General features: G+C 61.9%; 24 protein-coding genes and 1 tRNA gene. 15 read left to right on the plus strand and 10 right to left on the minus strand.

Features of this window, described 5'->3' with window-relative positions:
* Nucleotides 1-3: 3 nt before the first annotated feature.
* The 7 genes from WH87_RS12215 to WH87_RS20075 are packed head-to-tail and all read left to right on the plus strand — an operon-like array spanning nt 4 to nt 5602.
* Nucleotides 4-963, plus strand: a complete 960-nt coding sequence (locus tag WH87_RS12215) for an ABC transporter permease (RefSeq protein WP_046137491.1) — start codon at nt 4-6, stop codon at nt 961-963.
* Complete coding sequence (locus WH87_RS12220) at nt 963-2603, plus strand: ABC transporter ATP-binding protein (protein WP_046137490.1); 1641 nt, start codon at nt 963-965, stop codon at nt 2601-2603. The genes WH87_RS12215 and WH87_RS12220 overlap by 1 nt, the downstream gene beginning before the upstream one ends.
* A gap of 14 nt (nt 2604-2617) precedes the next feature.
* Entirely contained in the window at nt 2618-3274 is a 657-nt protein-coding gene (locus WH87_RS12225; RefSeq protein WP_197410801.1) for a TetR/AcrR family transcriptional regulator, read from the plus strand.
* Entirely contained in the window at nt 3261-3779 is a 519-nt protein-coding gene (locus WH87_RS12230; RefSeq protein WP_046137488.1) for a sigma-70 family RNA polymerase sigma factor, read from the plus strand. The genes WH87_RS12225 and WH87_RS12230 overlap by 14 nt, the downstream gene beginning before the upstream one ends.
* Nucleotides 3779-4540 carry an anti-sigma factor family protein gene (locus tag WH87_RS12235; RefSeq protein ID WP_046137487.1) on the plus strand — a complete coding sequence of 254 codons (762 nt, stop codon included), beginning with the start codon at nt 3779-3781 and terminating at the stop codon, nt 4538-4540. Before WH87_RS12230 ends, WH87_RS12235 begins: the two co-directional genes overlap by 1 nt.
* Before the next feature lie 51 nt (nt 4541-4591).
* Nucleotides 4592-5032, plus strand: coding sequence for an NADP-dependent oxidoreductase (locus WH87_RS20070; protein WP_245622401.1), 441 nt, complete (start codon nt 4592-4594; stop codon nt 5030-5032).
* A gap of 33 nt (nt 5033-5065) precedes the next feature.
* Complete coding sequence (locus WH87_RS20075) at nt 5066-5602, plus strand: NADP-dependent oxidoreductase (RefSeq protein WP_245622402.1); 537 nt, start codon at nt 5066-5068, stop codon at nt 5600-5602.
* Nucleotide 5603: 1 nt separating this feature from the next.
* On the opposite strand, the gene WH87_RS12245 is transcribed toward WH87_RS20075, so the two are convergent.
* From WH87_RS12245 to WH87_RS12275, 7 genes are all read right to left on the minus strand, one after another.
* Nucleotides 5604-6602: a LacI family DNA-binding transcriptional regulator gene (locus tag WH87_RS12245; RefSeq protein WP_197410802.1), complete on the minus strand. Its 999-nt coding sequence runs from the start codon at nt 6600-6602 to the stop codon at nt 5604-5606.
* Between the two features lie 146 nt (nt 6603-6748).
* The gene (locus WH87_RS12250; protein ID WP_082092668.1) at nt 6749-7693 is read right to left on the minus strand and encodes an ABC transporter substrate-binding protein; all 945 of its coding nucleotides are present in this window, start codon (nt 7691-7693) and stop codon (nt 6749-6751) included.
* Between the two features lie 81 nt (nt 7694-7774).
* Nucleotides 7775-8770, minus strand: coding sequence for an ABC transporter permease (locus WH87_RS12255; protein WP_046137484.1), 996 nt, complete (start codon nt 8768-8770; stop codon nt 7775-7777).
* The gene (locus WH87_RS12260; RefSeq protein WP_197410803.1) at nt 8767-10296 is read right to left on the minus strand and encodes a sugar ABC transporter ATP-binding protein; all 1530 of its coding nucleotides are present in this window, start codon (nt 10294-10296) and stop codon (nt 8767-8769) included. The genes WH87_RS12255 and WH87_RS12260 overlap by 4 nt, the downstream gene beginning before the upstream one ends.
* Nucleotides 10297-10417: 121 nt before the next feature.
* Nucleotides 10418-11221, minus strand: a complete 804-nt coding sequence (locus WH87_RS12265) for an SDR family NAD(P)-dependent oxidoreductase (RefSeq protein WP_245622404.1) — start codon at nt 11219-11221, stop codon at nt 10418-10420.
* A 247-nt stretch (nt 11222-11468) separates the two neighbouring features.
* Nucleotides 11469-11544 (minus strand) — tRNA-Ile (locus tag WH87_RS12270).
* 178 nt (nt 11545-11722) lie between these two features.
* Complete coding sequence (locus WH87_RS12275) at nt 11723-12469, minus strand: ThuA domain-containing protein (RefSeq protein ID WP_046137482.1); 747 nt, start codon at nt 12467-12469, stop codon at nt 11723-11725.
* 199 nt (nt 12470-12668) lie between these two features.
* Here WH87_RS12275 and WH87_RS12280 point away from each other — a divergent pair, with 199 nt between their 5' ends.
* The 8 genes from WH87_RS12280 to phoB all read left to right on the plus strand — a co-directional run bounded on the left by WH87_RS12280 (nt 12669) and on the right by phoB (nt 21214).
* Nucleotides 12669-13676, plus strand: a complete 1008-nt coding sequence (locus WH87_RS12280) for a Gfo/Idh/MocA family protein (RefSeq protein WP_046137481.1) — start codon at nt 12669-12671, stop codon at nt 13674-13676.
* 33 nt (nt 13677-13709) lie between these two features.
* Nucleotides 13710-14684 (plus strand): LacI family DNA-binding transcriptional regulator, encoded by a 975-nt coding sequence (locus WH87_RS12285; RefSeq protein ID WP_046137480.1) that lies wholly within the window; start codon nt 13710-13712, stop codon nt 14682-14684.
* Nucleotides 14685-15009: 325 nt separating this feature from the next.
* On the plus strand, nt 15010-16023 hold the full coding sequence (locus tag WH87_RS12290) for a substrate-binding domain-containing protein (protein ID WP_052726182.1): 1014 nt from the start codon (nt 15010-15012) through the stop codon (nt 16021-16023).
* Nucleotides 16024-16086: 63 nt separating this feature from the next.
* Nucleotides 16087-17466 (plus strand): phosphate ABC transporter permease subunit PstC, encoded by a 1380-nt coding sequence (pstC, locus tag WH87_RS12295; protein WP_046137479.1) that lies wholly within the window; start codon nt 16087-16089, stop codon nt 17464-17466.
* Between the two features lie 2 nt (nt 17467-17468).
* The gene (gene pstA, locus WH87_RS12300; protein ID WP_082092669.1) at nt 17469-18833 is read left to right on the plus strand and encodes a phosphate ABC transporter permease PstA; all 1365 of its coding nucleotides are present in this window, start codon (nt 17469-17471) and stop codon (nt 18831-18833) included.
* A 69-nt stretch (nt 18834-18902) separates the two neighbouring features.
* Nucleotides 18903-19685: a phosphate ABC transporter ATP-binding protein PstB gene (gene pstB, locus WH87_RS12305; protein ID WP_245622408.1), complete on the plus strand. Its 783-nt coding sequence runs from the start codon at nt 18903-18905 to the stop codon at nt 19683-19685.
* Nucleotides 19686-19702: 17 nt separating this feature from the next.
* Nucleotides 19703-20413, plus strand: a complete 711-nt coding sequence (gene phoU / locus WH87_RS12310; protein ID WP_046137477.1) for a phosphate signaling complex protein PhoU — start codon at nt 19703-19705, stop codon at nt 20411-20413.
* Nucleotides 20414-20512: 99 nt separating this feature from the next.
* A complete protein-coding gene (gene phoB / locus WH87_RS12315; protein WP_046137476.1) occupies nt 20513-21214 on the plus strand; it encodes a phosphate regulon transcriptional regulator PhoB in 702 nt (233 codons plus the stop codon).
* Between the two features lie 255 nt (nt 21215-21469).
* On the opposite strand, the gene WH87_RS12320 is transcribed toward phoB, so the two are convergent.
* From WH87_RS12320 to WH87_RS12330, 3 genes are all read right to left on the minus strand, one after another.
* Nucleotides 21470-22513, minus strand: a complete 1044-nt coding sequence (locus tag WH87_RS12320; RefSeq protein ID WP_046137475.1) for a quaternary amine ABC transporter ATP-binding protein — start codon at nt 22511-22513, stop codon at nt 21470-21472.
* Nucleotides 22510-23382: an ABC transporter permease gene (locus WH87_RS12325; protein WP_046137474.1), complete on the minus strand. Its 873-nt coding sequence runs from the start codon at nt 23380-23382 to the stop codon at nt 22510-22512. The genes WH87_RS12320 and WH87_RS12325 overlap by 4 nt, the downstream gene beginning before the upstream one ends.
* A gap of 149 nt (nt 23383-23531) precedes the next feature.
* Nucleotides 23532-24560, minus strand: coding sequence for a glycine betaine ABC transporter substrate-binding protein (locus WH87_RS12330; protein WP_046137473.1), 1029 nt, complete (start codon nt 24558-24560; stop codon nt 23532-23534).
* Nucleotides 24561-25103 lie beyond the last annotated feature (543 nt).

Consider the following 25103-nt stretch of genomic DNA (forward strand, 5'->3'; position numbering starts at 1 on the left):
CCCATGACAGACCTGCCGCACAGCCCCGAACAACCAGTCGTTGCCGCAAAGGTGTCGCGCTGGAAGATGTTCCTGGCTTCTGACATCTTCTGGTCCTACCGGCGCTCGCCGGTGACCATCCTTGCCTCCATCATCGCCCTTATTCTGGTGCTGATGGCGGTCTTCGCGCCCCTTCTGGCGCCATACGATCCGTTCAACCCCGCCACGCTCAACCTCATGGACGGCATGACGGCGCCGAACACCGAGTCCTACACCGGCAAATACTTCGCCTTCGGCAGCGACAATCAGGGCCGCGACGTGCTGTCCTCGATCATGTACGGCAGCCGCGTATCGCTGTTCGTCGGCTTCGCCGCCACCATGTTCGCCATGGTGATGGGCGTCGGCCTCGGCCTTGTGGCTGGCTATTTTGGCGGCCTCTGGGATGCCTTCATCATGCGCGTTGCTGACGTGCAGCTGAGCTTCCCGGCCATCCTCATCGCCCTGCTGATCTTCGGTGTCGCCCGTGGCGTCATTCCGGCCAATCAACAGGAAGGTGCGGCCATCTGGGTGCTGATCTTTGCCATCGGCCTCGCCAACTGGGCACAGTTCGCCCGTACCGTTCGCGGTGCAACCATGGTGGAACGGCAGAAGGACTATGTGGCTGCCGCCCGCATTCTGGGCGTCAATCCGTTCCTGATCCTGCTCCGCCACGTGCTGCCAAACGTGCTCGGCCCCGTGCTGGTTATCGGCACCATCGGGCTGGCTCTGGCTATCATCGAGGAGGCGACGCTGTCCTATCTCGGCGTCGGCGTTCCACCGACACAGCCATCCTTGGGCACGCTGATCCGCATCGGCCAGCAGTTCCTGTTCTCGGGCGAATGGTGGATCCTGCTGTTCCCGGCCATCACCCTCATCCTGCTAGCCCTGTCGGTCAACCTGCTCGGTGACTGGCTGCGCGATGCCCTCAATCCGAAGTTGCGCTGATGACCGAACCCGTTCTTTCCGTCAAAAACCTCATCGTCGACTTTCCCTTTCACAACACGAACTTCCGTGCCGTGAACGACATTTCCTTCGACATCATGCCGGGGGAAGTTGTGGGCGTGGTGGGCGAATCCGGCGCCGGCAAGTCGATGACCGGTTCGGCCGTCATCGGCCTGATCGAGCGTCCGGGGCGCATTACCTCGGGCGAGATCCTGCTCAAGGGGCAGCGCATTGACAACCTGCCCGAAGCCGACCGCGCCAAGCTACGCGGCAAGCGGATCGGCATGGTGTTTCAGGACCCGCTGACCAGCCTCAACCCGCTCTACACAATCGGGCGGCAACTGATCGAGACGATCCGCACCCACCTGCCGCTCAGTGAAGAGCAGGCCCGCCAGCGGGCTATCGACCTGCTCACCGAGGCTGGTATTCCCAAGGCCGCCGACCGCATCGATGCCTATCCGCACCAGTTTTCGGGTGGCATGCGGCAACGCGTGGTGATTGCCCTGGCCATCGCGGCCGGGCCGGAGCTGATCATTGCCGACGAGCCCACTTCGGCGCTCGACGTATCGGTGCAGGCTCAGATCATCAAGGTGCTCAAGGAACTCTGCTCCAACCACGGCGCAGCCGTGATGCTGATCACCCACGATATGGGCGTGATCGCCCAGACCGCCGACCGCATGGTGGTGATGCATCAGGGCAAGATCGTCGAGACCGGCACAGTGGGCGACATCATCCGTCGCCCGCGCGAGCCCTATACGGTCAAGCTGATCAACTCGATCCCCACTATCGCCAGCGATCGTTCCGGTGCCCCCGCATCAGCGCCCGCCAACGATGATGGCGCGTTCGTGCAGATCAAGGGCCTGGTGCGCGACTTTGAACTGGGTGGCGGCAGCTTCACCAAGGTCTTCAAGTCCAAAACCGAGATCTTCCGTGCGGTGAGTGATGTGTCCTTCTCCATCCAGAAGGGCAAGACCTATGGTCTCGTCGGTGAATCCGGTTCGGGTAAATCCACCTGCGCCAAGATGATCGTGGGGCTTATACGGCCCACGGAAGGCAAGATCCTTGTCGATGGACACGACGTCTGGGCTGGTGGCGCGGGCGAGCGTGAGCGGCGCAAGCGCGTACAGATGATCTTCCAGGACCCCTATGCCAGCCTCAATCCGCGCTGGCGGGTGGCTGATATCATTGCCGAGCCGATGCGGACCCTCGGCATTGCCACCAACAAAGGCGAAGTCGAAGGCCGCGTGGCGGACCTGCTCAACAAGGTACGGCTTGACCCGTCCGTAATGCGCAAGTTCCCCCATGAGTTTTCCGGCGGCCAGCGCCAGCGCATCGCCATCGCGCGGGCCCTGTCGAGCCAGCCTGAGTTCATCGTCTGCGACGAGCCCACCTCGGCGCTCGACGTGTCGGTGCAGGCGCAGGTGCTCGATCTGATGCGGGCGCTGCAGGACGAGTTCGGGCTCACCTATCTGCTGATCAGCCACAACCTGGCTGTGGTGCGCCAGATGTCGAGCGCCGTTGGCGTCTTGCACAATGGCGTGCTGGTGGAATCCGGCCCGACCGACGACATCTTCGACAATCCCCAGGCGGACTACACGCGGATGTTGCTCGACGCCGTTCCGGATATTTCCAAAGTCGCTTGAGGCGGATGACTCTCGTGGACACTCTCGAAACGCAACGCCGCCGTCACATCATCGATTGCACCATCAATGTCTTGGTGCGCGATGGCGTGGCGGGGACGTCGCTCTCGCGAGTGGCCCGCGAGGCCAAGGTCGCCAAGGGCATCATCTGCTACTATTTCAAAAGCAAGGACGGCCTCTATGACGCCGTCCTGACCAGCGTGCGCGAACGCACGGTGGCCGCCGCCATCGCCAAGATCGAGCGGCTGGAAGACGCCTGGGAGCGGATTTCCGCCTTCGTCGCCGCCTATGTTGCCCATGTCCGCGACCACCGCGCCGAAATCCTCGCCCTGCGCCACCTGGCCTCGACCAAGGCGGGGGGCAGCGCCGCCTCTGACCATCTCTCCGTCTGGCGCGAGCAACAGGCCTGGCTGGCCGATGCCTTGGCCGAGGGACAGGAGACCGGCGCTTTCAAGGAGTTCGACGTGGACATTGTCGCCAATGCCATGTCGGGGGCCATCGAAAGCGGCCTGCTCCAGTGGGCGCATGATCCGGAGACCGATCTCGAGCACCGCGCCGATCAATTGCTGGCGCTGTTTGAGCCGGGTGTGCGAGACACCCAGTTTGACCCGGTTCGACAAAATCCGCATCTTGAGGGGAACACCCAATCCGGCACGGACCATGGCACCCCGTAAGCTCCGCAAATCAGATGTGCTCGACGAGCTGCCTGCATTGCGGCGCTATGCACTCAGCCTGACGCGCCACGCCGTCGATGCCGAAGACCTGGTGCATGACACGCTGGTGCGCGCCATCGAGCGCAGCTCGACATTTCGCTCGGATGGCAATCTGCGCGGTTGGCTACTGTCGATCCTGCACAATCTGCATGTCGATGGTCGCCGTTCTGGCGCCAGCGCAGCGGGGCGCGACGGCGAGTTTGCGGCCCGTACGGGCGAGAACCTGCCACCCAATCAGTTTGACAATCTTCGGTTGGCGCAAGTGCGTCGCGCGTTTGATCTGCTGCCAGAGCAACAACGCGAGGCAATGCATCTCGTGACCATCGAAGGTTTGAGCTATGACGAGGCCGCGGCGGTGCTCGGCGTGCCTTCGGGAACGGTGATGTCGCGGATTTCGCGTGGCCGCGAGGCCCTGCGCCGTTGGGAAAGCGGACCATCCCTGCAATTGGTCAAAGGAGGCGAGTGATGCCAAATATCGAACCCGTCGATCCGGTTGAACTTGCCGCCTATGTCGACGATCAGCTCGACGTGAGCCGCCGCATCGCGGTGGAGCACTGGCTGTCACAAAACCCAGGTGCGGCAGCCGACGTCATGGCCGACCTGCGCCTTCGAGACGAGTTGCGCTTTCTGCGCGGGAGCGACGACGCACAGGGATCAGCCGAGAACGAGGCCCTCGCCCGCCGTCTCGGTGGGCGTCTGCAACGCGATGGCTTTATCCGGCGCGTGCGCCCGCTTCTTGCCGCTTCGCTGCTGCTGACCATCGGCTGGTTCGCCCATGGCCAGGTGGGCAATACGACCGCCCTCGCGTCCAGCACCGTGCCGGAATACGTCTCGGCAGCGCTTGAGGCGCATTACGTCACCGAACTGCGCGCCAAGATGCATTCGCAGGTGCGAGCGACGGAATACGACCCTGCCGAGCTGTTGGCCGAGACCGAAATCGAGCTGCCGGCCCTGCCGGCTGGCTGGGCCATCACCGACGTTCAGGTCTACCCCTCCGAGTTCGGGGCAAGCGTTGAAGTGGCGGTTAATTCAGACGACCTCGGCGCCATTTCGATCTTTGCGGCGCGCCCCGGCAAATACCTCGTGGCCGCCCCCGTGACCCGACGGGTCGGCGCTACCACGACCGCTTACTGGCAGCTCGGCGACACCGCCTATACGCTCGTCGCCTCCTCTGCCCCGCAAGACGTGGCGCGCGCGGCAACAGCCCTGTTCGAGTCCATGCATTAGGCATCGGTTTTGCGCTAGAAGGACAATGTCCAGCCCGCCGGAGAGCACACAATGACCATGCAAGCCCTTGTCCTGAACCGCTATGGTGGACCGGAGGGAACTGCCATGACCAGCGTGCCGCGCCCGCGCCCATCCGGCAAAGAGCTGCTGGTGCGCGTGCATGCTGCCGGGCTGAATCCGGTCGATTTCAAGACCCGCCAGGGCCAGATCAAGCTGATCCATAATTACGCGCTGCCAACGATCCTCGGCAATGAGCTGGCGGGCGTGGTGGCTGAGTGTGGCGAAGACGTCACCCACTTTGCCGTGGGCGACCGTGTGTTCGCGCGCATGCCCAAGGACAGCATGGGCGCCTTTGCCGAATACGCCATCGTTCCAGAAGACTGCGCCGCCAAACTCCCGGCGACGATTGATTTCAAAACCGCCGCAGGCGTTCCTCTCGCAGGACTCACAGCATTGCAGGCCCTGCGCGACGAGCTTGGACTGAAGCAGTGAAGCCGGGTCTTTATTCCCGGCGGCGCTGGCGGCGTGGGTACATTTGCTATCCAGATCGCCAAATGGCTGGGTGCGGAGGTAACCACGACGGCCTCCCCACGCGGCAAGGGTCTGGTCGAACGACTGGGCGCCGATGTGGTGATCGACTACACGACGCAGCGGTTCGAGGACCACGTCAGGGACATGGACGGCGTCTTCGATCTGCTCGGCGGCGACACATTGACGAAGTCATTCAGTGTGGTGAAACCGGGCGCCATGGTTGTGTCGATCGCTGGCATGCCGGAGCCGGCCACAGCGCAGAAGGACTTGAAGCGGGGCTTGGGCCTCACCGCCCTATTCTGGCTGGCAAGCTTTGGCCTGCGGCGCAGTGCCAAGCGCCACAATGCGCGCTATCGCTACCTGTTCATGCATCCCAGCGGCGCTGAACTTGCCGAGCTGGCCCGCCTGATTGAGTCTGGCACCCTCACCCCGATCATCGACAGGGTGTTTCCCTTCGCCGAAATCAACGACGCCTTCGCCTACCTTGAGACGGGTCGCGCCAAGGGCAAGGTTATCGTGACGATGGTTTGATCTAGCGCGTCGGAGCTGGGCCGGTGCTTTCTCGCGTGATGATCCGGGCATCGAGTTCGACATGCCTGCCATTGCCCTCGGAGGCGATCTGCGCCTGCATCAGCGCCCAGGCCTGAGCGGCAATCTCCTCAATGGGCTGCGCAACGACGCTGATCGACGGCCGCAAGACGTCCATCCAGGGGGCGTCGTCAAAGCCCAGCAGAGAAATATCGTCGGGCATGGCCAGCCGCGCATCCTGCAGCGCACGCAGTGTGCCCAGAGTAGCGATACCGCTGGCGGTGAGGATCGCCGTTGGCCGCGCGAGCGCCAGCTCGGCATTGAGCTGATCTGCGGTTTCCCGCGCGGTCAGGCCAACTTCGATCACCCTCGCCCTTATGCCGTCCTTGCCCAGCGCCGCGGCCTCAAAACCTTCGGCACGCAAATTGGTGTTCCAGATCGAGCGCGAGTTCACCACCAGCCAGATATCGCGATGGCCGAGATCATAAAGATAATCCACCGCCAGCTTCACCGCGCCGACATTATCCAGCGCCACCGACGGCAGGCCTTCGGTGGGGCGAATACGGTCGACAACGATCAGCGGCGTTTCAGGATCATGCGAACCAGACCAGGTGGCCGTGGGCACCATGAAGACGCCCCGTACCCGATTGGCATAGAGCGTCTCAAGCTTGGCGGCCTCGTCGCGACCATCTTCACGGGTTTCCAGCACCAGCACGTCAAAGCCGTTGCGCTCGGCGATGCTGACGATGTTCTGCATAATGTCGCAGAAGAACGGATTATCCAGCGCCGGAATGCAGAGCCCGAAGGTCCGTGGCGTATTGCGGCGCAGATTGGCGGCAACGAGATTGCGACGATAGCCCAATTGCTTGGCCGCCTCGAGCACGCGCTCCTTGAGGTCAGCACCAACGGATGGGCGATCGGACAGGGCGTTCGACGCCGTGCCCAGCGAGACGCCGGCAGCGGCGGCAATGTCTTTGATCGTCACTGCTCGAGCGCGAGCCATGCCGCTTCCTCGCATAATCGGTTCATGGCGGGCTATGGCCTGCCAGCCTGGCTGTCAATTGGCGCTGCCTGAAACAATCAGGGCGCCATCACCTCAATAGCGATGACGCCCCGTTCGGTCGATGGCCCATGGGCCATCTCGTCAGATCAATCGTAAAGAACGGCCGCGATTTCCGGGTCGTTCATGTTGGCGGCGTCGTAATAGTAGAAGCCGGTGTCGACGATCTTGGGCACGGTTTCGCCCTTGAGCGCAGCCACTGCGGCCTTGACGGTTTCATAGCCAATACCGACCGGGTTCTGCGTGATCGAGCCGTTCATCAGGCCCGATGCCACCATGGCCTTCTGCGCCGCGCCGGAGTCAAAACCAATGACCACGACATTGCTGTTCAGCTCCTGCTTGCCATTGGCAACACCGATTGCCGAACCTTCATTGGCACCAAAAATGCCCTTGAGATCAGGGTTGGCGAGCAGGATCGACTTGGTGATTTCGGTCGAAGCGAGCTGATCGCCAGCACCGTACTGAACCGTCACCACTTCCACATTCGGATGCGCTTCCTTGATGCGGTTGGTGAAGCCCTCGACGCGATCGATACCGGTACGGCTGGTCTGGTCGTGCGCAACCACAGCGATCTTGCCGGAATTGCCGATCAGCTCGGCCATCTTGTCGGCAGCAAGGGCTGCCGCCGCCACGTTGTCGGTGGTGGCGGTTGAAAGCGGGATGTCGCTATCGACGCCGGAGTCAAAGGCGATGATCGGAATACCTGCAGCCGAAGCCTGCTGCAGCAGCGGAATGGCCGCCTGGCTATCGAGCGCGGCAAAGCCAATGGCATCGGGGCCACGCGAAAGCGCAGCGGCAAGCATGTCCATCTGGCGATCGACCTGGCTTTCGGTTTCCGGACCTTCAAACGTGATGGTCGCGCCGAATTCCGCACCGGCCTTTTCGGCGCCCGCCTTCACGGCCTGCCAGAACTGATGCTGGAAGCCTTTGCAGATCATGGCGATGTCATACTTGTCCTGAGCGAACGCAGATCCGCTGGCGGTGAGCATGGCGAGGGCGCTGATGGCGCCGAGTAGAGTACGTCTGTTAAACACGGGTTCCTCCCAAGTGTGCGTGTCGGTTACGGGCTTTTCGCCTCTTATTGGTGCCCAGACGGGCACGGGGATCGTCGGCGCCTAAAGTGAGCGGCGCCGCAGGATATCGGCGTAGACGGCGAGAATAATGATCGCGCCGGTCACAACGGTCTGCCATTCCTGGGGGACGGACAGGATGCGCAGGCCATTGGCCAAAACTGAAATGATGAGGGCGCCGATCAGCGTACCCAGAATGGTGCCCCGGCCACCGGCAAGCGAGGTGCCACCAATAACCACAGCGGCAATCGCGTCGAGCTCATAGCCTTGGCCAAGCGCGGGCTGGGCCGAGTTGAGACGGCTGGCGATGAGCAGGCCCGCCACGCCGCAAATGCCACCGGCAGCGGCGTAAACCGCGATCTTCCAGCGATCGACATTGACGCCCGAAAGCCGCACGGCCTCTTCATTGCTGCCCAGCGCGAAGGTGTATCGCCCTAATGCTGTCTTGGTCAGCACGAACGCGGCCAGCAGCGCCACGCCAAACAGGATCAACACACCATTGGGGATGGGGAGAGCCGGAAAGATGCTGCCGACGATGGAGCCAGAGGAAATCTGCGTGAAGCCGGGCGTGTCATTGAAATAGATGGGCTTGGTGCTCGAAATGACCAGAGACAGGCCCTTGAGGATCAGCATCATGCCAAGCGTAGCGATAAACGGCGGTACCTTGAGCTTGGCCACAACCACGCCTGACACCAGGCCACAGCACACCCCAGCCAGAATGGCACCAACCACACCGACCGGCAGCGGCAGACCAAGATAGGTCAGCAACACGCCCGCGATGACGGCGCAGAAGGTCATCAACGTGCCCACCGACAGATCGATACCGCCGGTGATGATGACCAGCGTTGCGGCAATGGCCAGCACGCCATTGACCGACGTGGCCTGCAGAATGGCCAGCACGTTCTGGGTCTGCATGAAATTGGGCGACGCCAGTGAGAAAACGACGACCAGCGCAATAAGGCCGGAGAAGGCCAACAGGCGATGGAATGCCCCCGAAATGCGGGGGCCGGTGTTTTGGGCGGGGGCGGCAGTATCGGTCATGTCGACCTCCGTTCGATGGATTGTTCGGCAACAGCGCTCGGCCGCAGGGTGGCCAGACGCATGATGTCTTGCTGGCTGGCACCACCGGGCAAAAAGCCGGTGAGGCGGCCCTCGCACATCACGGCGATGCGGTGGGACAGGCGCAGCACCTCAGGCAGCTCGGAGGAGATGACGATGATCGCCTTGCCCTGCCCTGCCAGCGCGTTAAGCAGTTTGTAAATTTCGGACTTGGCGCCGACATCGATGCCACGCGTCGGCTCATCGAAAATCAGGATGTCGCAATCGCGCAGCAGCCACTTGGCGATGACAACCTTCTGCTGGTTGCCGCCGGACAACAGCCGCGCCTCCTGCACATCGCTCGGCGTCTTGATGGCAAGCTGGCGGATATAACCAACCGCCTTCTGCTCCATCCCGGCTTCATCCAGAATACCGCCCAGACCGGTGAAACGGTCGAGGCTCGCCAGCGCGATGTTGTTGCGCACGTCCAACCCGGTCGCGAGGCCAAAATGCTTTCGGTCCTCGGAGAGATAGCCAATGCCCGCATCGACCGCGTCCTTGGGCGAGGTGATGGCGATGGGCTGGCCATGCACCAGGATTTCGCCACCATCGCGACGGTCGGCGCCAAACACGGCCCGGGCAACTTCTGTGCGTCCCGCGCCCATCAGCCCGGCGAATCCGAGGATCTCTCCCTTCCTCACCGCAAAACTGACATCGCGGATTTCGCGACCCCGATTGAGATTGCGCACTTCGAGCGCGATCGGCGCGGCCGATGTATCGGGCACCACGAGAGTGTCGCCAGACAGCGTGCGCCCCACCATCATCGAAATAATGGTCTCGATAGGCGTATCGGCCGCAGGCACCGTCCCCACATACTCGCCGTCGCGCATGATGGTGACGCGGTCCGAGATGCGTTTGATCTCGTCCATCTTGTGGGAGATGTAGACCACGCCCACACCCTCGGCCTTGAGCCGATTGATGATGGCAAATAGCTCGGCGATTTCAGCGTCGTTCAGCGCCGCCGTCGGCTCATCCATGATCAGCACGCGGGAGCGATAGGACAGCGCCTTGGCGATTTCGACCATCTGCTGCTTGGCGATGGTTAGCGTCTCGACGCGCACGGTCGGCTCAAGCGCGAGGTTCATTGAGGCAAAGATCGCCGCGGCATCCCGATTGAGCTGCCCTTCGTCCAGAATGCCAAAACGGCGCGGCTCGCGACCGATGAAAATGTTCTGCGCCACGGTCAGGTCGCGCATCAGCGCAAGTTCCTGATGGATGATGCCGATGCCCAGATCCTGCGCCTGGCGCGGCGACGCAATCTCGACATTCTGCCCATCAAGCCGGATATCCCCCGCATCTCGCGCATAGACGCCGGACAGGATCTTCATCAGCGTCGACTTGCCGGCGCCGTTCTCGCCCATCAGGGCGTGCACCTCGCCCGGCTTCAGCTCAAAGTGCGCCTTGGCAAGCGCCCGCACGCCTGGAAACGACTTATCGATGTCGACCATTTCAACAAGATTGGTGGTCATGCTGTCGCCCTGCCCCCAAAGGCGGGAAGCGCGATGCGACCGGTTCCGATGAACCTTTCTGCTGATCGATCTGACACATACCCCTCCGTGTATCGTTTCATTCGCATGGACAGTTTGAAGCCTAGTCCGGCAGAGCCACGCCCAGCTTGGCCAACAGGCCCCCATCCACCTTGAAGTCCGACCCCGTGCAAAAGCTCGCGCGGTCCGATGCCAGAAACGCGATCACCTCGGCCACTTCGCTGGGTTGCCCCACCCGGCCCAGCGGCTGCATCTGCCCCCAGGATGAAATCAGCGCGTCCACCTTGTCCGGGGCAGCGTTCATCTGCGCCGAAAAATGCGTCATTGGCGCATCGATGCAGCCCGGGCTGACGGAATTGACGCGAATGCCATCCTCGGCATGGTCAATCGCCATAGCGCGGCTCAAGGCCAACAACCCGCCTTTGGAGGCTGTGTAAGCAGCAACGCGCTGCTGAGTGGCGTGCCCCTGAACCGATGCGACCAGAACGATCGATCCACCACCAGCCTTCCGCATGCGTGGCACGGCATGGTGCGACGCCAGATAGGCGCCACGAAGATTGACCGACAGCACGCTATCCCAGACGGACGGCTCGGTGCCTTCCACCGTGCCGTATGGCTGTATGCCGGCGTTGCAGACGAGGACGGACAGTGCCCCAGCCTGACGCTCGAAATCCTCGAAGGCCGCAGCCATGGCGGCTTCATCCGCAACGTCAGCCACAAGCCCAATGGCGCCGCGCCCTACCCCGTCCAGTTCGGTGACCGCGTGCTCGACCGCGCCCCGGTCATGGCCAAGAATACCGACCAATGCACCACGCTCCGCCAACAGACGCGCCGTCGCAAAGCCAATGCCGCTTGCGCCACCCGTTACGATCGCGGTCTTGCCGCCAAGTTCATCAGAAACAGACACAGTCACACCCATTCATACTCACGCAAAACCGATCTAAGGCCTTAAATCAAAAGGCAAAAACCAGCCTCCAGCCGTGGACAAGCCACACTGCACATTCAGCAATCCAGAAACTCCTCGCGAACGCCTCCCCTGTCTTTCGCAGGTCAATGAAACGTTTCATAACTACGCTATAAACAGAGCGCAGGCTTGTCAATGGCCTCATATCGTCCTGCTGGGGACGGAATTGATCGCTGTGTGAAAGGGAGAATGGTGGGCCCACCAGGACTCGAACCTGGAACCAGACCGTTATGAGCGGTCGGCTCTAACCATTGAGCTATAGGCCCGGCCGGGAAAGCCCGACGCTTGCCGGTGTGTATCGGGCAAACATCGGGGTGTCAAACCGGCGATTGAGCGGCCGCAAACATCTCTGCATGGGGCCTCAATGGGTTAGCAGACTGTTAGCATTTGCCGTCACCAGACGGGCAAAAACGCCGCCGAGAAGACCTCAGCGGCGCGAACGCGTCAGACCTTGCCGTCAGGGCGGCCGTGGATGGGTTCGGCACGGTGCCAGTTTTCCAGAATGCGACCGTCGGTGTGCTTCTGCGTCGCCCAGCGGATGCCGTTGGAAATGACCTGATGGACCGTCTTGTTGTGATAGATCGGATAGGTTTCATGGCCGGGGCTGAAGAAGAAGATGTTGCCGCGACCGCGCTTGAAGGTGGCGCCGCTGCGGAAGACTTCGCCGCCGGAATACCAGGAGATGAACACCAGCTCGTCGGGCTGGGGAATGTCGAACGGCTCGCCATACATCTCCGAAGCCTCGACCTCAAAGAACGGCGGCAGGCCTTCAGCGATGGGGTGGGATGGATTGACCACCCAGACGCGCTCGAGATCACCGGCAGGCGTTTCGCGCCAGGACAGGTTGGCATTGGTGCCCATCAGGCGACGGAAGAGCTTGGAGTGATGGCCCGAGTGCAGCACGAGCAGGCCCATGCCCTTGAGCACGCGCTGTTGGATACGATCGATCAGCCCGTCGCTGACTTCCTCATGGGCCATGTGACCCCACCACAGCAGCACATCGGTGTCGTTGAGCACGGAATCCGGCAGCCCCTCATCGGGATCGTCCAGCGTACCGCGACGGATTTCGAAATCCGGATGGGCAACGCCGGCTGCAATCGCGCCGTCGATGCGATCTGGATAGATCGCCTGGACCTCCTCATGCAGCTGCTCGTGGCGGCCTTCGTTCCAGATGGTAACCTTGATTGTCATCGTATCCTCGCGTTCCTGAGCCCCGCTTCGGCCACTGCAGGCCAGCCTGCTGCGCGGGCAGCGGCGCAAAATGTACACGCAACCACAAATCTGACAACGGGCAATCTGCACATTCGTGAAACGACCCAAAACCAAACTCTTGCCAGCAGATCGGCATTTGCGTAACCGTGTACACAAATCTTTCAATGGAGGAGGTTCCATGTCTGAGAAATTGCGGCTCGGGGTGATCGGCTCAGGCCTGAAGGCGGCGGAATATGCGCAGAGCTGGGCCAAGATGGATGAACTGGAATTCGTGGTTCTGGCCGATACCAGCGCCCCTTCCCGCCAGCGCCTGATCGACGTCTGCCTTGCCGCTGGTGCGCCGGAACCGGCCGCCTATGACGACTACAAGCAGATGCTGGCCGAATGGCGCGACAAGCTCGACATCGTCTACATCTCGACCCCGCACGCCTTCCATGGCGAGCAGGCCGCCGCTGTCGCCGAAGCCGGACTCGACCTCTTTCTCGAAAAGCCGATGGTGACCACGGTCGCCGAAGCCAAGACGCTGATTGCAGCGCAGAAAAAGTCAAACGTGACCATTGTCACCGCGTTTCAGGGCGGCCTGTCACCACTGGTGCTCGACACGCGCAAGCGCGCGCTGGCCGGTGAGTTTGGCGAACTTGTCGCCATTTCCGGCATGATCTGGGAAAGCTGGGCCAGCAATTATGTCGGCCACTGGAAGCAGCAGCCAGAAATCTCTGGCGGTGGCTTCATGTTCGATACCGGCGCACACATGATGAACACCGTGTGCCTGCTGGCAAACTCCGATTTCGCCAGCGTTTCGGCCTATATGAACAACCACGGCAAGCAGGTCGATATCGCAACCGCCGTGTCTGCTCGCCTCGACAATGGCGCGCTGGTGACCCTGACCGCTGCGGGCGAAGGCCCTCCGGGCTGCGCGTCCTACATCACCTTCTTTTACGCCAATGCCATCGTGCGCATCGATGCCTGGGGCGGCTGGCGCGAAATCAGCGTCAACGGCAAGTCCGAGCCCCGCGAAGAGGCGGAGATCCTGGGCAACCCGATGAAGAACTTCCTCGCTATTCGCGCGGGAACAATGGACAATTCCGGCTCGGTCGAGATGGGCCTGAGATTCGCCGGGCTGTGGGACGCCATCAAGCAATCTGCTGCCGCAGATGGCCAACCGGTGAAGGTCGCAAAGAACTAGGCGTGGAGGCCAGGCGCAGTGAACAAGAAGCGGATGACCTCCAAGGAGCTGGCCAAACTGGCCGGGGTATCATCCGCCACCATTTCACGCGCTTTCTCCCCTGACTCGCGCATCGGCGACGCCACGCGTGAACGCATCCTGGCGGTCGCACGCGAGCACGGCTACCAGCCCAACGCCATTGCACGCTCGCTGAACAATCAGCGGTCGCGCCTTGTGGCTCTGGTGGTCAACGCCATCGGCAATCCCTGTGAGGCGGAGGAACAGCAATTGCTGGTCCATCGTCTGCAGGCGCGCCAGCTCCTGCCCATCATCCTGTGCTGCGCCGACCATGACGATCGCCTGCAGCTGATGCGACTGGCCTCCACCTATCAGGTTGATCATGTCGTGGTGTTCTCCGACATGGTGTCGATGCAGGATGCGGTCGACATCTTCCGCACCACCAAGCCCATCATCGTCTCGTTCGAGCCGCTGGAGCACAAGTCCGTCTCCAATATCCGCATCGACGGCTCGGCGGCCGCCGACGAGATCGTCGACAAGATCGTCAAGGACGGCAAAAAGCGCTTCGCCTATATGACCGGCACCAATTCGAGCTGGATCGACAAATTGCGCCGCCAGTGGTTCTCCGAAGCGCTGGCCAAGCGCGGCCTCAAGTTCGAGGCCAGTGCCTTTGGCGACTATACCTACGATTCCGGGTTCAAGGAATCCGTGATGCTGATCCATCGCGACAAGGTCGACGCCATCATCTGCGGCAATGATGTGATGGCGATCGGCGCCCGCGACGCCGCCCGCCGCGTCCTCGGCAAGACGACCCCGACCGACATCGCCATTGTCGGGCAGGACGGCATCGCCATGGCCGCATGGGACTGCAACGACCTGACCACGCTCAGCCTTGATCATGTCGCGTTTATTGACGCGGTGATGGAGCTGATCGAGCGGCATGAAGAAGACCTCGAAGGGCCGCACAGCATAACCCTCACCTGCACTGCTCGCTGGGGCAGCACGGCCTGACACAGGGCTGACATGTCCGTCGGCCATTCTGCTTCCCGAGGCGCGCAATACCCCCGCCTTTAGGTGCCGCCTGAGGCCCCACCGAGTCCGCATCCGGCTTTAACAATGAGTCACAATCGGGCACGAGATTATGTGTCACATAGCGACATGTTGCGGCGATAATTCATATATTTCAGATGTTTAGGCCGTCACAAACGCGTCATGCAACCGCAATAAAACTGTCGCGTGGCAACCATATGGTCTGCAGCGTCAAAGGGCGGCGCCGGAGTATGAACTTCCGGGTTGGCCAGCCAGGTTTGAAACGAATTCCGAGAGGGAAATTCCCATGAAGTCTGCACTTTACGCCAGCGCTGCCGTGATCGCGCTCGCCGCAATCGGCACCACCTCCGCTTTTGCCCAGTCGCGCGACACCATCCAGATCGCCGGTTCGTCCACCGTTCTGCCATTCGCTTCGATCGTTGCTGAAGAATTCGGCGCTGCCTTCCCAGAGTTCAAGACGCCAGTCGTCGGTTCGGGCGGCACCGGTGGCGGCCTGAAGCAGTTCTGTGCTGGCGTCGGCGCAGAAACCATCGACATCGCCAACGCATCGCGTCCAATCAAGACCGCTGAGCGTGAAGCTTGCACCACCGCTGGCGTCACCGACATCCGCGAAATCCAGTTCGGCTATGATGGCATCGTGTTTGCCTCGGCTGCTGCTGGTCCAGATTTCGCCCTGACCCCACTGCAGATCTACAAGGCCATCGCTGCCAACGTCGTCGTTGACGGTGCCTTCGTGCCAAACCCCTACACCAAGTGGAGCGAAATCGACGCTTCGCTGCCAGACCAGACCATCGCCCTGGCCATCCCAGGCTCGAACCACGGCACCCGTGAAGTCTTCCAGGAGAAGGTTGTCACCGCTGGTTGTGAAGAAGCCGGTCTGCCAGAAGGTCATCCAGATGACGCTTGCACCGCGCTCCGTCAGGACGTCGTCATCGAAATCGCTGGCGACTACACCGAAACTCTGGCTCGCCTGACCTCGAATAAGGACACCGTTGGTGTGTTCGGTCTGTCGTTCTACGAGCAGAACAAGGACACCCTCAAGGTTGCCACCATCAACGGCGTCGTTCCTTCCAACGAGTCCGTCATCGCCGGTGAATACCCAGTGTCCCGCCCACTGTTCTTCTACGTCAAGGGCCAGCACATCGGCACCATTCCTGGCATCGAAGAATACGTCCAGTTCTTCCTCTCGGAAGGCATTGCTGGCAATGGCGGCACGCTCGAGGCCGCTGGCCTGATCCCACAGGCTCCGGAAAAGACCGCTGAGGTCCTTGCCGCCTTCGAAGCTGGCGCTTCTCAGTAATCTCCAATCAGGACCGCGCCTCGGCGCGGTCCTTCTCCTTCCCGCGGGGGCAAACGACACACAATGAATTCCTTCCTCATTGCCGGACTGTTGCTTGTCCTGCTCGGCATCGCATATCAGGTGGGCTGGTCGCGCAGCCGGAACCTGGCAACGCCAAACGGCGTCAAGGTTCACTCCCGTCCACAATATCACGGCTCGCTGGTCGCGATCTGGACCCTGGTCCCTACCCTCATCATTCTGGCCCTCTGGGGCTATTTTGGCCCTGACATCGTTCGTTCCTTCGCCGTGTCGCAGATCCCTGCCGACGTGATTGGCGGTCTCGACCAGATGGGCCTCAACAATGCCGTGCTGCGTCTGCAGTCCATCGCCAGCGGTTATGGCGTAACTGGCGAACTGGCCCCTTACGAACAGGCCGCCGGTGAATCGCTGCGCTCGTTCCAGCTGCTGACCTCGCTGCTCGTCGCCGGTGTCGCCATCGCCGCCGGTATCGCCGCCCTGCTGTTTGCCCGCAGCCGCATCACGGCTCGCCTCCGGGCCCGCAACTCGGTTGAGCGCATCGTCAACCTGGCCCTGCTGGCCTGCTCGGGCGTTGCAATCCTGACCACGCTGGGCATTGTCGCCTCGCTGCTGACCGAAGCCATCCGCTTCTTCACCTTCATCAACCCGATCGACTTCTTCTTCGGCACCGTGTGGAACCCAAAGTTCTCCTCGACCGTCGCTGGTGATTACGGTCAGTACGGCCTGCTGCCGCTGCTGTCGGGTACGCTGATGGTTGCAGCCATCGCCATGCTGGTCGCCGTTCCGGTCGGCCTGATGGCCGCAATCTATCTCAGCCAATATGCGCCGCGTCAGCTGCGTGCCGTCGCCAAGCCACTGATCGAAATCCTCGCCGGTATCCCAACCATCGTCTACGGCTTCTTCGCCCTGGTCACGGTTGGTCCATTCCTGCGTGATGCCGGCGCCGCCATCGGCATCAGCGTCAGCGCCACCAGCGCCCTGACCGCCGGTATCGTCATGGGGATCATGATCATCCCCTTCATCTCCTCGCTCAGCGATGACATTCTCAACCAGGTGCCACGCACCCTGCGCGACGGCGCCTACGGTCTGGGCGCAACCCAGTCCGAAACCATCCGCAACGTGCTGCTGCCAGCCGCACTGCCCGGCATTGTCGGCGCCTTCCTGCTGGCTGTCAGCCGCGCCATCGGCGAAACCATGATCGTGGTGCTTGCCGCCGGTAACAGCCCCATCCTACGCGGCACCCCGCTTGAGCCGGTCTCGACCATCACCGTGTCCATCGTCAATCAGCTGACGGGCGACACCGACTTTGCTGGTCCCCAGTCTCTCGTCGGCTTCGCCCTGGGCCTCACCCTGTTCGTGATGACCCTGCTGCTCAACATCGTCGCCCTCTACATCGTCCGTCGCTTCCGGGAGCAGTACGAATAATCATGACCGACACGCTCTCAACCACAACCAACGCTTCCGCCGAGCGCACCAAGCTCATCCGCGCCGGCCTGCGCAAGCGCCACCTGACAGAAGCCATCTTCAAGGGCTTCGGCCTGGGCGCCATCGTCCTCGCACTGGGCTTTGTGGCCCTGCTGTTCGCCGACGTTCTGTCCAAGGGCATTCCAGCCTTTACGCAGTCCAACCTGCACCTGTCGGTGACCTACGATCCAGAAACCATCGGCGTAGACCCCGCTCCGGTCCGCACCGCTGGCCAGTCCGACGCCGACTTCCGCGCCGCCAACCTCAAGTGGCAGCGTGACGTCGCCCTGCTGAACTGGAACAAGGTGGTCGAGGCATCGCTCCGCGCCGCCGCTCCTGCCGGTTTTGAGATCGACAGCCGCCAGATCCTGACCATTGCCGAGACCAATGCCCGCCACCAGATCCGCGACATGTTCGTCGCCGATCCAACCCTGCTGGGCAAAACCATCGAAGTTGACGTGCTGGCTTCGGCCAATGCCGACAACTGGGTCAAAGGCAATATCGACCGCAACCTGGGCGACGCTCAGCAGCAGCTGTCGGCCCCGGCCCGCAACCTGATCGACACCTTCGAAGCCAATGGCACGATCTCCTCGGGCTTTGCCTGGTCGATCTTCACCAATGTGGACAGCCGCGCTGCTCCTGCCGCCGCAGGTCTGGCCGGTGCCTTCATGGGCTCGCTCTACATGATGCTGGTGGTGATCCTGCTGGCTGTGCCAATCGGGGTGGCCTCCGCCATCTATCTCGAAGAGTTCGCTCCCAAGTCGCGTCTGACCGACCTGATCGAAGTCAACATCAACAACCTGGCGGCCGTGCCATCCATCGTGTTCGGTCTGCTCGGCGCGGCGGTGTTCATCAACTACCTGCACCTGCCCCTCTCGGCTCCATTGGTCGGTGGTCTGGTGCTGACACTGATGACGCTTCCAACCATCATCATTGCTACCCGCGGCGCATTGCAGGGCGTTTCGCCCGCTCTCCGCCAGGCCGCTCTCGGAATGGGTGCATCCAAGACGCAGATGGTGTTCCACCATGTGCTGCCGGTGACCCTGCCCTCGATCCTGACCGCAACCATCATTGGTGTGGCTCAGGCCATGGGTGAAACCGCGCCGCTGCTGCTGATCGGCATGAATGCCTTCGTCGCCTCGGTGCCCGCCACCCCGCTCGATCAGGCCACCGCTCTGCCCGTCCAGATCTTCCTCTGGCAGGGCAATGAAAACCGCAACTTCTTCGAAGCCCGCACCTCTGCAGCCATCATCGTGCTGCTGGGCTTCATGATCCTGCTTAACGCCATCGCCATCTTCCTGCGGACGCGCCTCGAAAAGCGCGCATAGAAGGACTTAGCCAAAATGGATATGCTTGCCGGCAAGGTTAAGATGACCCAGCAAACCGTGAACACCGCCATGAATCCGACTGACGCTCTTGAACGCCAAATCCGCCTGACCGCCCGCGATGTCACCGTGCACTACGGCGCCAAGCAGGCCCTGCATGGCATTTCGATCGATATCCCAGACCGCGCCGTGACCTCCTTCATCGGACCATCGGGCTGCGGCAAGTCGACCTTCCTGCGCTGCATTAACCGCATGAACGACACCATCGAAGGCGCCAAGGTTGGCGGCACGATCAAGCTCGACGGCGACGATATCTACGATCCGAACCTGGACGTGGTGGAACTGCGTGCCCGTATCGGCATGGTGTTCCAGAAGCCAAATCCGTTCCCCAAGTCGATCTACGACAACGTCGCCTATGGTCCACGCATCCATGGCCTGGCCAAGTCCAAGACCGATCTGGACGAAATCGTTGTGTCCTCGCTGCGCAAGGCGGGCCTGTTTGAAGAGGTGAAGGATCGGCTCAACGAACCCGGCACCGGTCTTTCGGGGGGTCAGCAGCAGCGTCTGTGCATTGCCCGCGCCATCGCCGTTGGCCCCGAAGTGATCCTGATGGACGAGCCCTGCTCGGCACTCGACCCGATCGCCACCGCCATCATCGAAGAACTGATCGACGAATTGCGCGAAAACTACACCATCGTCATCGTCACCCACTCCATGCAGCAGGCCGCCCGCGTTTCGCAGAAAACGGCCTTCTTCCATCTGGGCAATCTGATCGAGGAAGGCGTCACCGAAGACATCTTCACCAACCCGATCAACAAGCAGACCCAGGACTACATCATGGGCCGTATCGGCTAAGGGCGGGAGCAATTATCATGGCCAATATCGGCAAAGACCACATCGTATCCGCCTATGGCGACGAACTCGTCGCCCTCGCCCAGCTCATCTCCGAAATGGGTGGCCAGGTTGAAGTCGCCATCGAGAATGGCACCAAGGCCCTGCTCAAGCTAGACCGCGAGCTGGCCGACGTCACCATCATCGCCGACCAGCGCATCGACGACATGCAGCGCAAGATCGACGACATGGCCGTCTCCATGATCGCCCGTCGCCAGCCCATGGCGTCGGACCTGCGCTCGATCATCACCTCGATCCACGTCGCGGCTGATCTCGAACGCGTTGGCGACATGGCCAAGCAGCTGGCCCGCCGCTCGCTCAAGCTCGAGGGCCTGAGCCTGCAGCCAACCTTCTACAACGGCGTCAAGAACATGACGGCGCTGGTGCTGCGCCAGATCAAGGAAGCGCTCGACGCCTATGCGGCGCGCGACGAAGCCATGGCCATCGAAGTGTGCAACCGCGACGACGAAGTCGATGCCATGCACACCTCGCTGTTCCGCGAACTCCTGACCTACATGATGGAAGATCCGCGCAACATCACGCCCTGCACGCACCTGCTGTTCTGCGCCAAGAGCCTGGAACGCGTCGGCGACCACGCCACCAACATTGCCGAGCGCGCTTACTACCTCAAGACCGGCAAGCAGCTGACATCCGACGTGCAGGAACTGCACCGGACCCAGATCAAGCCCTGATAGGGGCTTGCACCACCCATGACGTCACTCCCGCAACAGCGGGGGTGACGGCCCGATAGAATTGATGGCCGGCAAAGTCCGGCACAATGGGAGCCACCCATGCCGGCTACGATCCTCGTCGTTGAAGACGAAGGCGATATCGCCATTCTGCTGCGCTACAATCTGGAGGCCGAAGGCTTCCGCGTTGTCACCGCCGAAACGGGCGACGAAGCGCAACACGCGATTCAAGACAAACTGCCAGACCTGATCCTGCTCGACTGGATGCTGCCCGAAGTCTCCGGCATCGAGCTGTGCCGCCGCCTGCGCGCCCGCGAAGAAACCGCCCGTGTGCCGATCATCATGTTGACGGCGCGTGGCGAAGAAGAAGAGCGCGTGCGGGGCCTGGCCACCGGCGCCGACGACTATGTCGTCAAGCCCTTCTCGGTGCCCGAGCTGGTGGCGCGTATCCACGCCCTGCTCCGCCGCGCCAATCCAAACCTGGTGACGGCCGCCCTCAAGGTCGGCGATCTCGAGCTCGACCGCACCACCCACCGCGTCCGCCGCGCCAACCGCGACGTGCACCTTGGGCCAACCGAGTACCGCCTGCTCGAATATCTGATGCGCCACCCCGGCCGTGTCTATTCGCGCGAGCAACTGCTTGATGGCGTCTGGGGCAATGATGTCTATGTCGACGAACGCACGGTCGACGTCCACATCGGCCGCCTCCGTCGCGCCATCAACCGCGGCCGCGAAAGCGACCCCATCCGCACGGTCCGCGGCGCGGGTTACGCGTTCGACGAGCGGTTCTCGCAGGTTGCCTGAATGATTGTCACCCCCGCTCCGGCGGGGGTGAGTTTATCTGGCTTCCCACCCACAGGTGTCATCCCGGCGTAGGCCGGGATCCAGGTCCGTGGCGATCCAACTCATCCAGCGCCGGGATAGTCTTCAGCATGGATTCCGGCATGCGCCGGAATGACGTCGTGGTTGTGAAGGGGCATGCGCCTCCCTCCCCTTGATGGGGGGAATGAGGGTGGGGTGACGCCCCCGCCACCGATGTCACCGGGTTTGGGACGTCGCCTAAGCCGCGTCGGGGCTGTAGCGAGCCAGGGCCTTGATGACCTGCTTGGCGGTGACTCGGCCGATCTGGTTGCCGTCATTGTCGAGGACACCAACCCATTGATGCTCGGCGAAGAGTGGCAGCACGTCTTCGCAGCGGGCGTCCATGGGCACTGAGCGTTCACACGGTTCGGTTGCGCCGCGCTCCATGATCGAACGCACATGGATGGCGCGGGCTTTGTTCACCTGCCGCACGAACTCCTCGATATGCTCATTGGCGGGCCGCAGCACGATATCTTCGGGCTTGCCCTCCTGCTGGAGCGCACCATCCTTGAGCACGGCAATGCGGTCGCCGATCTTGAGCGCTTCGTCGAAGTCGTGCGTGATAAACAGGATGGTCTTGCCCAGCGACTTCTGTAGCTCGATCAACTGATCCTGCATGCCCGAGCGGATCAGCGGGTCGAGCGCGGAAAACGCCTCATCCATCAAAATGATGTCGGTATCGAGCGCCAGCGCCCGGGCCAGACCCACGCGCTGCTGCTGGCCACCGGAGAGCTGGCGCGGCTGCGAGTTTTCGTAACCAGCCAGTCCGACGATCTCGATCCACTTGGCGGCTTCTTCCGTGCGCTGCTTTTTGGCAACGCCGCGCACTTCGAGCCCATAGGCGACATTGTCGATCACCGAGCGATGCGGCAACAGGCCGAACTTCTGGAACACCATGGCGACGCTGCTACGGCGATAGCTGCGCAATTGCGCCAGCGTCATCGTCAGCACATCGGTGCCATCCACAATGATCTCCCCGGCAGTCGGCTCGATCAGCCGGTTGACGTGACGGATCAGTGTTGACTTGCCCGACCCCGACAGGCCCATCACCACAAAAATCTGTCCTTTGGCGATATCGAGAGAGACATTGTCGAGCCCGACCACGTGGCCCGTTTCGGCCTGCACGTCAGCCTTGGACCGGCCAGACCGGAGCATTTCAAGCGCCACCTGCGGATTGTCGCCAAAGATCTTGGTGACGCCACGCATGGCAATGGCGAGGTTTGGATTGGCTTCGATACTCATGACTTCGCCTCCGCCAGGCCGATACGGCCCTGCAATTGTTTGCCGAACGACTGGGTGATGCGATCAAAGATGATCGCCAGCACGACGATACCAAGACCGGCAAATAGCCCACGGCTGACCTCAAGCCGGCCAATGCCCTGCAGCACCTGATAGCCCAGCCCACCAGCGCCGATCATCGAGGCGATCACCACCATCGAGAGTGCCATCATCGTGGTCTGGTTGATGCCCGCGAGAATGGTAGGCAGCGCCAACGGGATCTGCACGCCGAGCAGGCGCTGGCGCGGATTGGTGCCAAAGGCGCGGCTGGCTTCCATCACGGCTGGATCGACCGAGCGCAGGCCCAGATCGGTGAGGCGGATCAGCGGCGGCGCGGCATAAACGATGGTGGCGATCAGCGCCGGGATTTTGCCGGGGCCAAAGATCATCACCGTGGGGATGAGATAAACAAAGCTCGGCAGCGTCTGCATCAGATCGAGCACGGGCGTGAAAATCTTGCGGACATTGAGCGAGCGGCTCATCCAGACACCGACCGGGATCGACACCACAATGGCGGTGAGCGTCGCCGCGATCATCAGGGCCATGGTAGTCATGGCGTCCTTCCATAGGTCCATCAGACCCAGGAACAGCAGCGACAGCAGCACCACCAGCGGCAGCTTCCAGCTGCGCGTGGCCAGCCAGGCGATACCGGTCAGAATGGCGATGATCAACCACCATGGCGTGGCGATCAGCAGGTCTTCAATGCCCTTGAGCAGCATCAGCAGCGGATAGGCGGCGGCTTCAAAGCCATCGCCCCAGTTGCGCACGACCCAGTTCAGGCCATCGTCGATAGCCCGACGCAGCGGGCGCGTATCAATCAGTTGAGGGAACACGTTGTGTCACTTTCATTGGCCCACCGGGCCGTTGATCTGGCGCGCGCTATCCCCAAGGGAGCCGGCGACAGCTCGCTTGGGGATTGGGCGCGGAACGGAAAAGCGGCCGGATCGAAACCCGGCCGCTGCGCTATCGCTGTGAGGAGCGATCAGCTGATACTGGCGCGAACCTTTTCGGCAACTTCTGGCGACACCCAGCCGCTCCAGAGATCTTCCTTGGTCTTGAGGAAGTTCTCGGCCGTTGCGGCGGCGTCGGCCTGGTTTTCGTCGCCATAGACCAGCAGCTCGCTGATTTCGGCATTGGTCAGGCCAACCTTGGTGAAGTACTCGGCGATCACAGGTGCCTCTTCCTGCAGCCAGGCGGCGGCACCAACGATGGCGGGCGAGGACGGATAGGCCGTCACGCCGGCTGGCTCATTGCAGTCCGGATCGGTGTTGCAGGCATAAACCTCTGGCAGGGTTTCACCCATGTCCAGCGCCACAGCGTCGAACTTGCCCAGGATGGCCGTTGGACCCCAGTAGTAGAACAGGATCGGCTCTTCGCGGGTGAAGGCGCGGGCAATCGAGGCGTCCAGCGCACCACCCGAACCGGGCGAGAACAGGTTCCACGCGCCGCTCATGTCATAGGCGTCAAACAGTGCTGTAGTGGCCAGCTCGCAGCCCCAGCCGGGAGGGCACGAATAGATGCGGCCCTTGCTGGAATCCTCGGGGTCCGGGAACACGCTCGGATTGGCAATCGCCGTTTCGGCGCTGACGATCTCGGGATGGGCTTCCTGCGTATAGCGCGGAATGAACCAGCCTTCGATCGTGCCATCGGTGATGGCGCCGCCAAGGGCAACAACGGAGCCCTCGGCAAGGGCTGCGTCCCACTGATCCTGAACGGTGCTGGTCCACAGCTCTGGCGCAACAGCAGGCGAGCCGCGCGTCACCATCGAGCTGGTGGTGGGCACGGTATCTCCGGTGACGATGGCAACATCGCACCCGAAACCGGCCTCAAGAATTTTGGCATGGATATGCGCCAAGGCGGCCGCGGAGGGCCAGGTCATCTCGGCAATGTCGATGGTCCGGTCGGTGCCGCAGGCAGCGGCGCCCTCGTCCTGGGCCATGGTGGGAAGACTAGAAACGGAAAAGAAGGCAACAGCCATCGCGGCGGCAATGCCACCGGATTTCAATATCATCAGGTCACTCCTGGATTTATCTGAGTAGCCAGACCATAGGGAGACAGATCATATGTGTCAAATCACCCAATATTTGCCGCACCACTGTAAACTGATCGTGCGACAACTTGGAAAATCAACTAAACGCTGTCCCAATCATATTGCCCCGTATACGAATTATGTTGTTCTGTAACTTTCAGAGACCACACTGATACAGCCATCAAGACAAAATAATTCTGCACGCCACCTTCTCGCCGCATATGCGCCCATTTTCCGGGCGGTTGCGGCGGCACCGTTGCCGAGCTTGCGGGGGCAAAAACTACTTGGTGGGGAAAATGACGGCGTCGCGCAGAGAAGAGACAGGACAGCAGCAGACACCACTGAGACCTCATGGTGATCCTGTCGAACCACGCGGTCGGGCTAGTGGAGGGCCGCGATGGCATGACCTCGTCCTTCGACAAGCTCAGGATGAGGTCTGCTGGGCGAGTAGCGGTCGCCAAAAAGAACACCCCCGAGCGTGGGCCCGGGGGGGATGTAGGATTGTTCTGGCGTCGTTGCGCCGGA

The sequence above is a fragment of the Devosia epidermidihirudinis genome, assembly GCF_000971295.1.
Taxonomy (GTDB): Bacteria; Pseudomonadota; Alphaproteobacteria; order Rhizobiales; family Devosiaceae; genus Devosia; species Devosia epidermidihirudinis.

Coding starts and splice junctions, on each gene's coding strand:
- WH87_RS12215 (WP_046137491.1), top strand. CDS start 4: ATGACAGACCTGCCGCACAGCCCCGAACAACCAGTCGTTGCCGCAAAG.
- WH87_RS12220 (WP_046137490.1), top strand. CDS start 963: ATGACCGAACCCGTTCTTTCCGTCAAAAACCTCATCGTCGACTTTCCC.
- WH87_RS12230 (WP_046137488.1), top strand. CDS start 3,261: ATGGCACCCCGTAAGCTCCGCAAATCAGATGTGCTCGACGAGCTGCCT.
- WH87_RS12235 (WP_046137487.1), top strand. CDS start 3,779: ATGCCAAATATCGAACCCGTCGATCCGGTTGAACTTGCCGCCTATGTC.
- WH87_RS20070 (WP_245622401.1), top strand. CDS start 4,592: ATGACCATGCAAGCCCTTGTCCTGAACCGCTATGGTGGACCGGAGGGA.
- WH87_RS12245 (WP_197410802.1), bottom strand. CDS start 6,602: ATGGCTCGCGCTCGAGCAGTGACGATCAAAGACATTGCCGCCGCTGCC.
- WH87_RS12255 (WP_046137484.1), bottom strand. CDS start 8,770: ATGACCGATACTGCCGCCCCCGCCCAAAACACCGGCCCCCGCATTTCG.
- WH87_RS12260 (WP_197410803.1), bottom strand. CDS start 10,296: ATGACCACCAATCTTGTTGAAATGGTCGACATCGATAAGTCGTTTCCA.
- WH87_RS12275 (WP_046137482.1), bottom strand. CDS start 12,469: ATGACAATCAAGGTTACCATCTGGAACGAAGGCCGCCACGAGCAGCTG.
- WH87_RS12280 (WP_046137481.1), top strand. CDS start 12,669: ATGTCTGAGAAATTGCGGCTCGGGGTGATCGGCTCAGGCCTGAAGGCG.
- WH87_RS12285 (WP_046137480.1), top strand. CDS start 13,710: ATGACCTCCAAGGAGCTGGCCAAACTGGCCGGGGTATCATCCGCCACC.
- WH87_RS12290 (WP_052726182.1), top strand. CDS start 15,010: ATGAAGTCTGCACTTTACGCCAGCGCTGCCGTGATCGCGCTCGCCGCA.
- pstC (WP_046137479.1), top strand. CDS start 16,087: ATGAATTCCTTCCTCATTGCCGGACTGTTGCTTGTCCTGCTCGGCATC.
- pstA (WP_082092669.1), top strand. CDS start 17,469: ATGACCGACACGCTCTCAACCACAACCAACGCTTCCGCCGAGCGCACC.
- pstB (WP_245622408.1), top strand. CDS start 18,903: ATGAATCCGACTGACGCTCTTGAACGCCAAATCCGCCTGACCGCCCGC.
- phoU (WP_046137477.1), top strand. CDS start 19,703: ATGGCCAATATCGGCAAAGACCACATCGTATCCGCCTATGGCGACGAA.
- phoB (WP_046137476.1), top strand. CDS start 20,513: ATGCCGGCTACGATCCTCGTCGTTGAAGACGAAGGCGATATCGCCATT.
- WH87_RS12320 (WP_046137475.1), bottom strand. CDS start 22,513: ATGAGTATCGAAGCCAATCCAAACCTCGCCATTGCCATGCGTGGCGTC.
- WH87_RS12330 (WP_046137473.1), bottom strand. CDS start 24,560: ATGATATTGAAATCCGGTGGCATTGCCGCCGCGATGGCTGTTGCCTTC.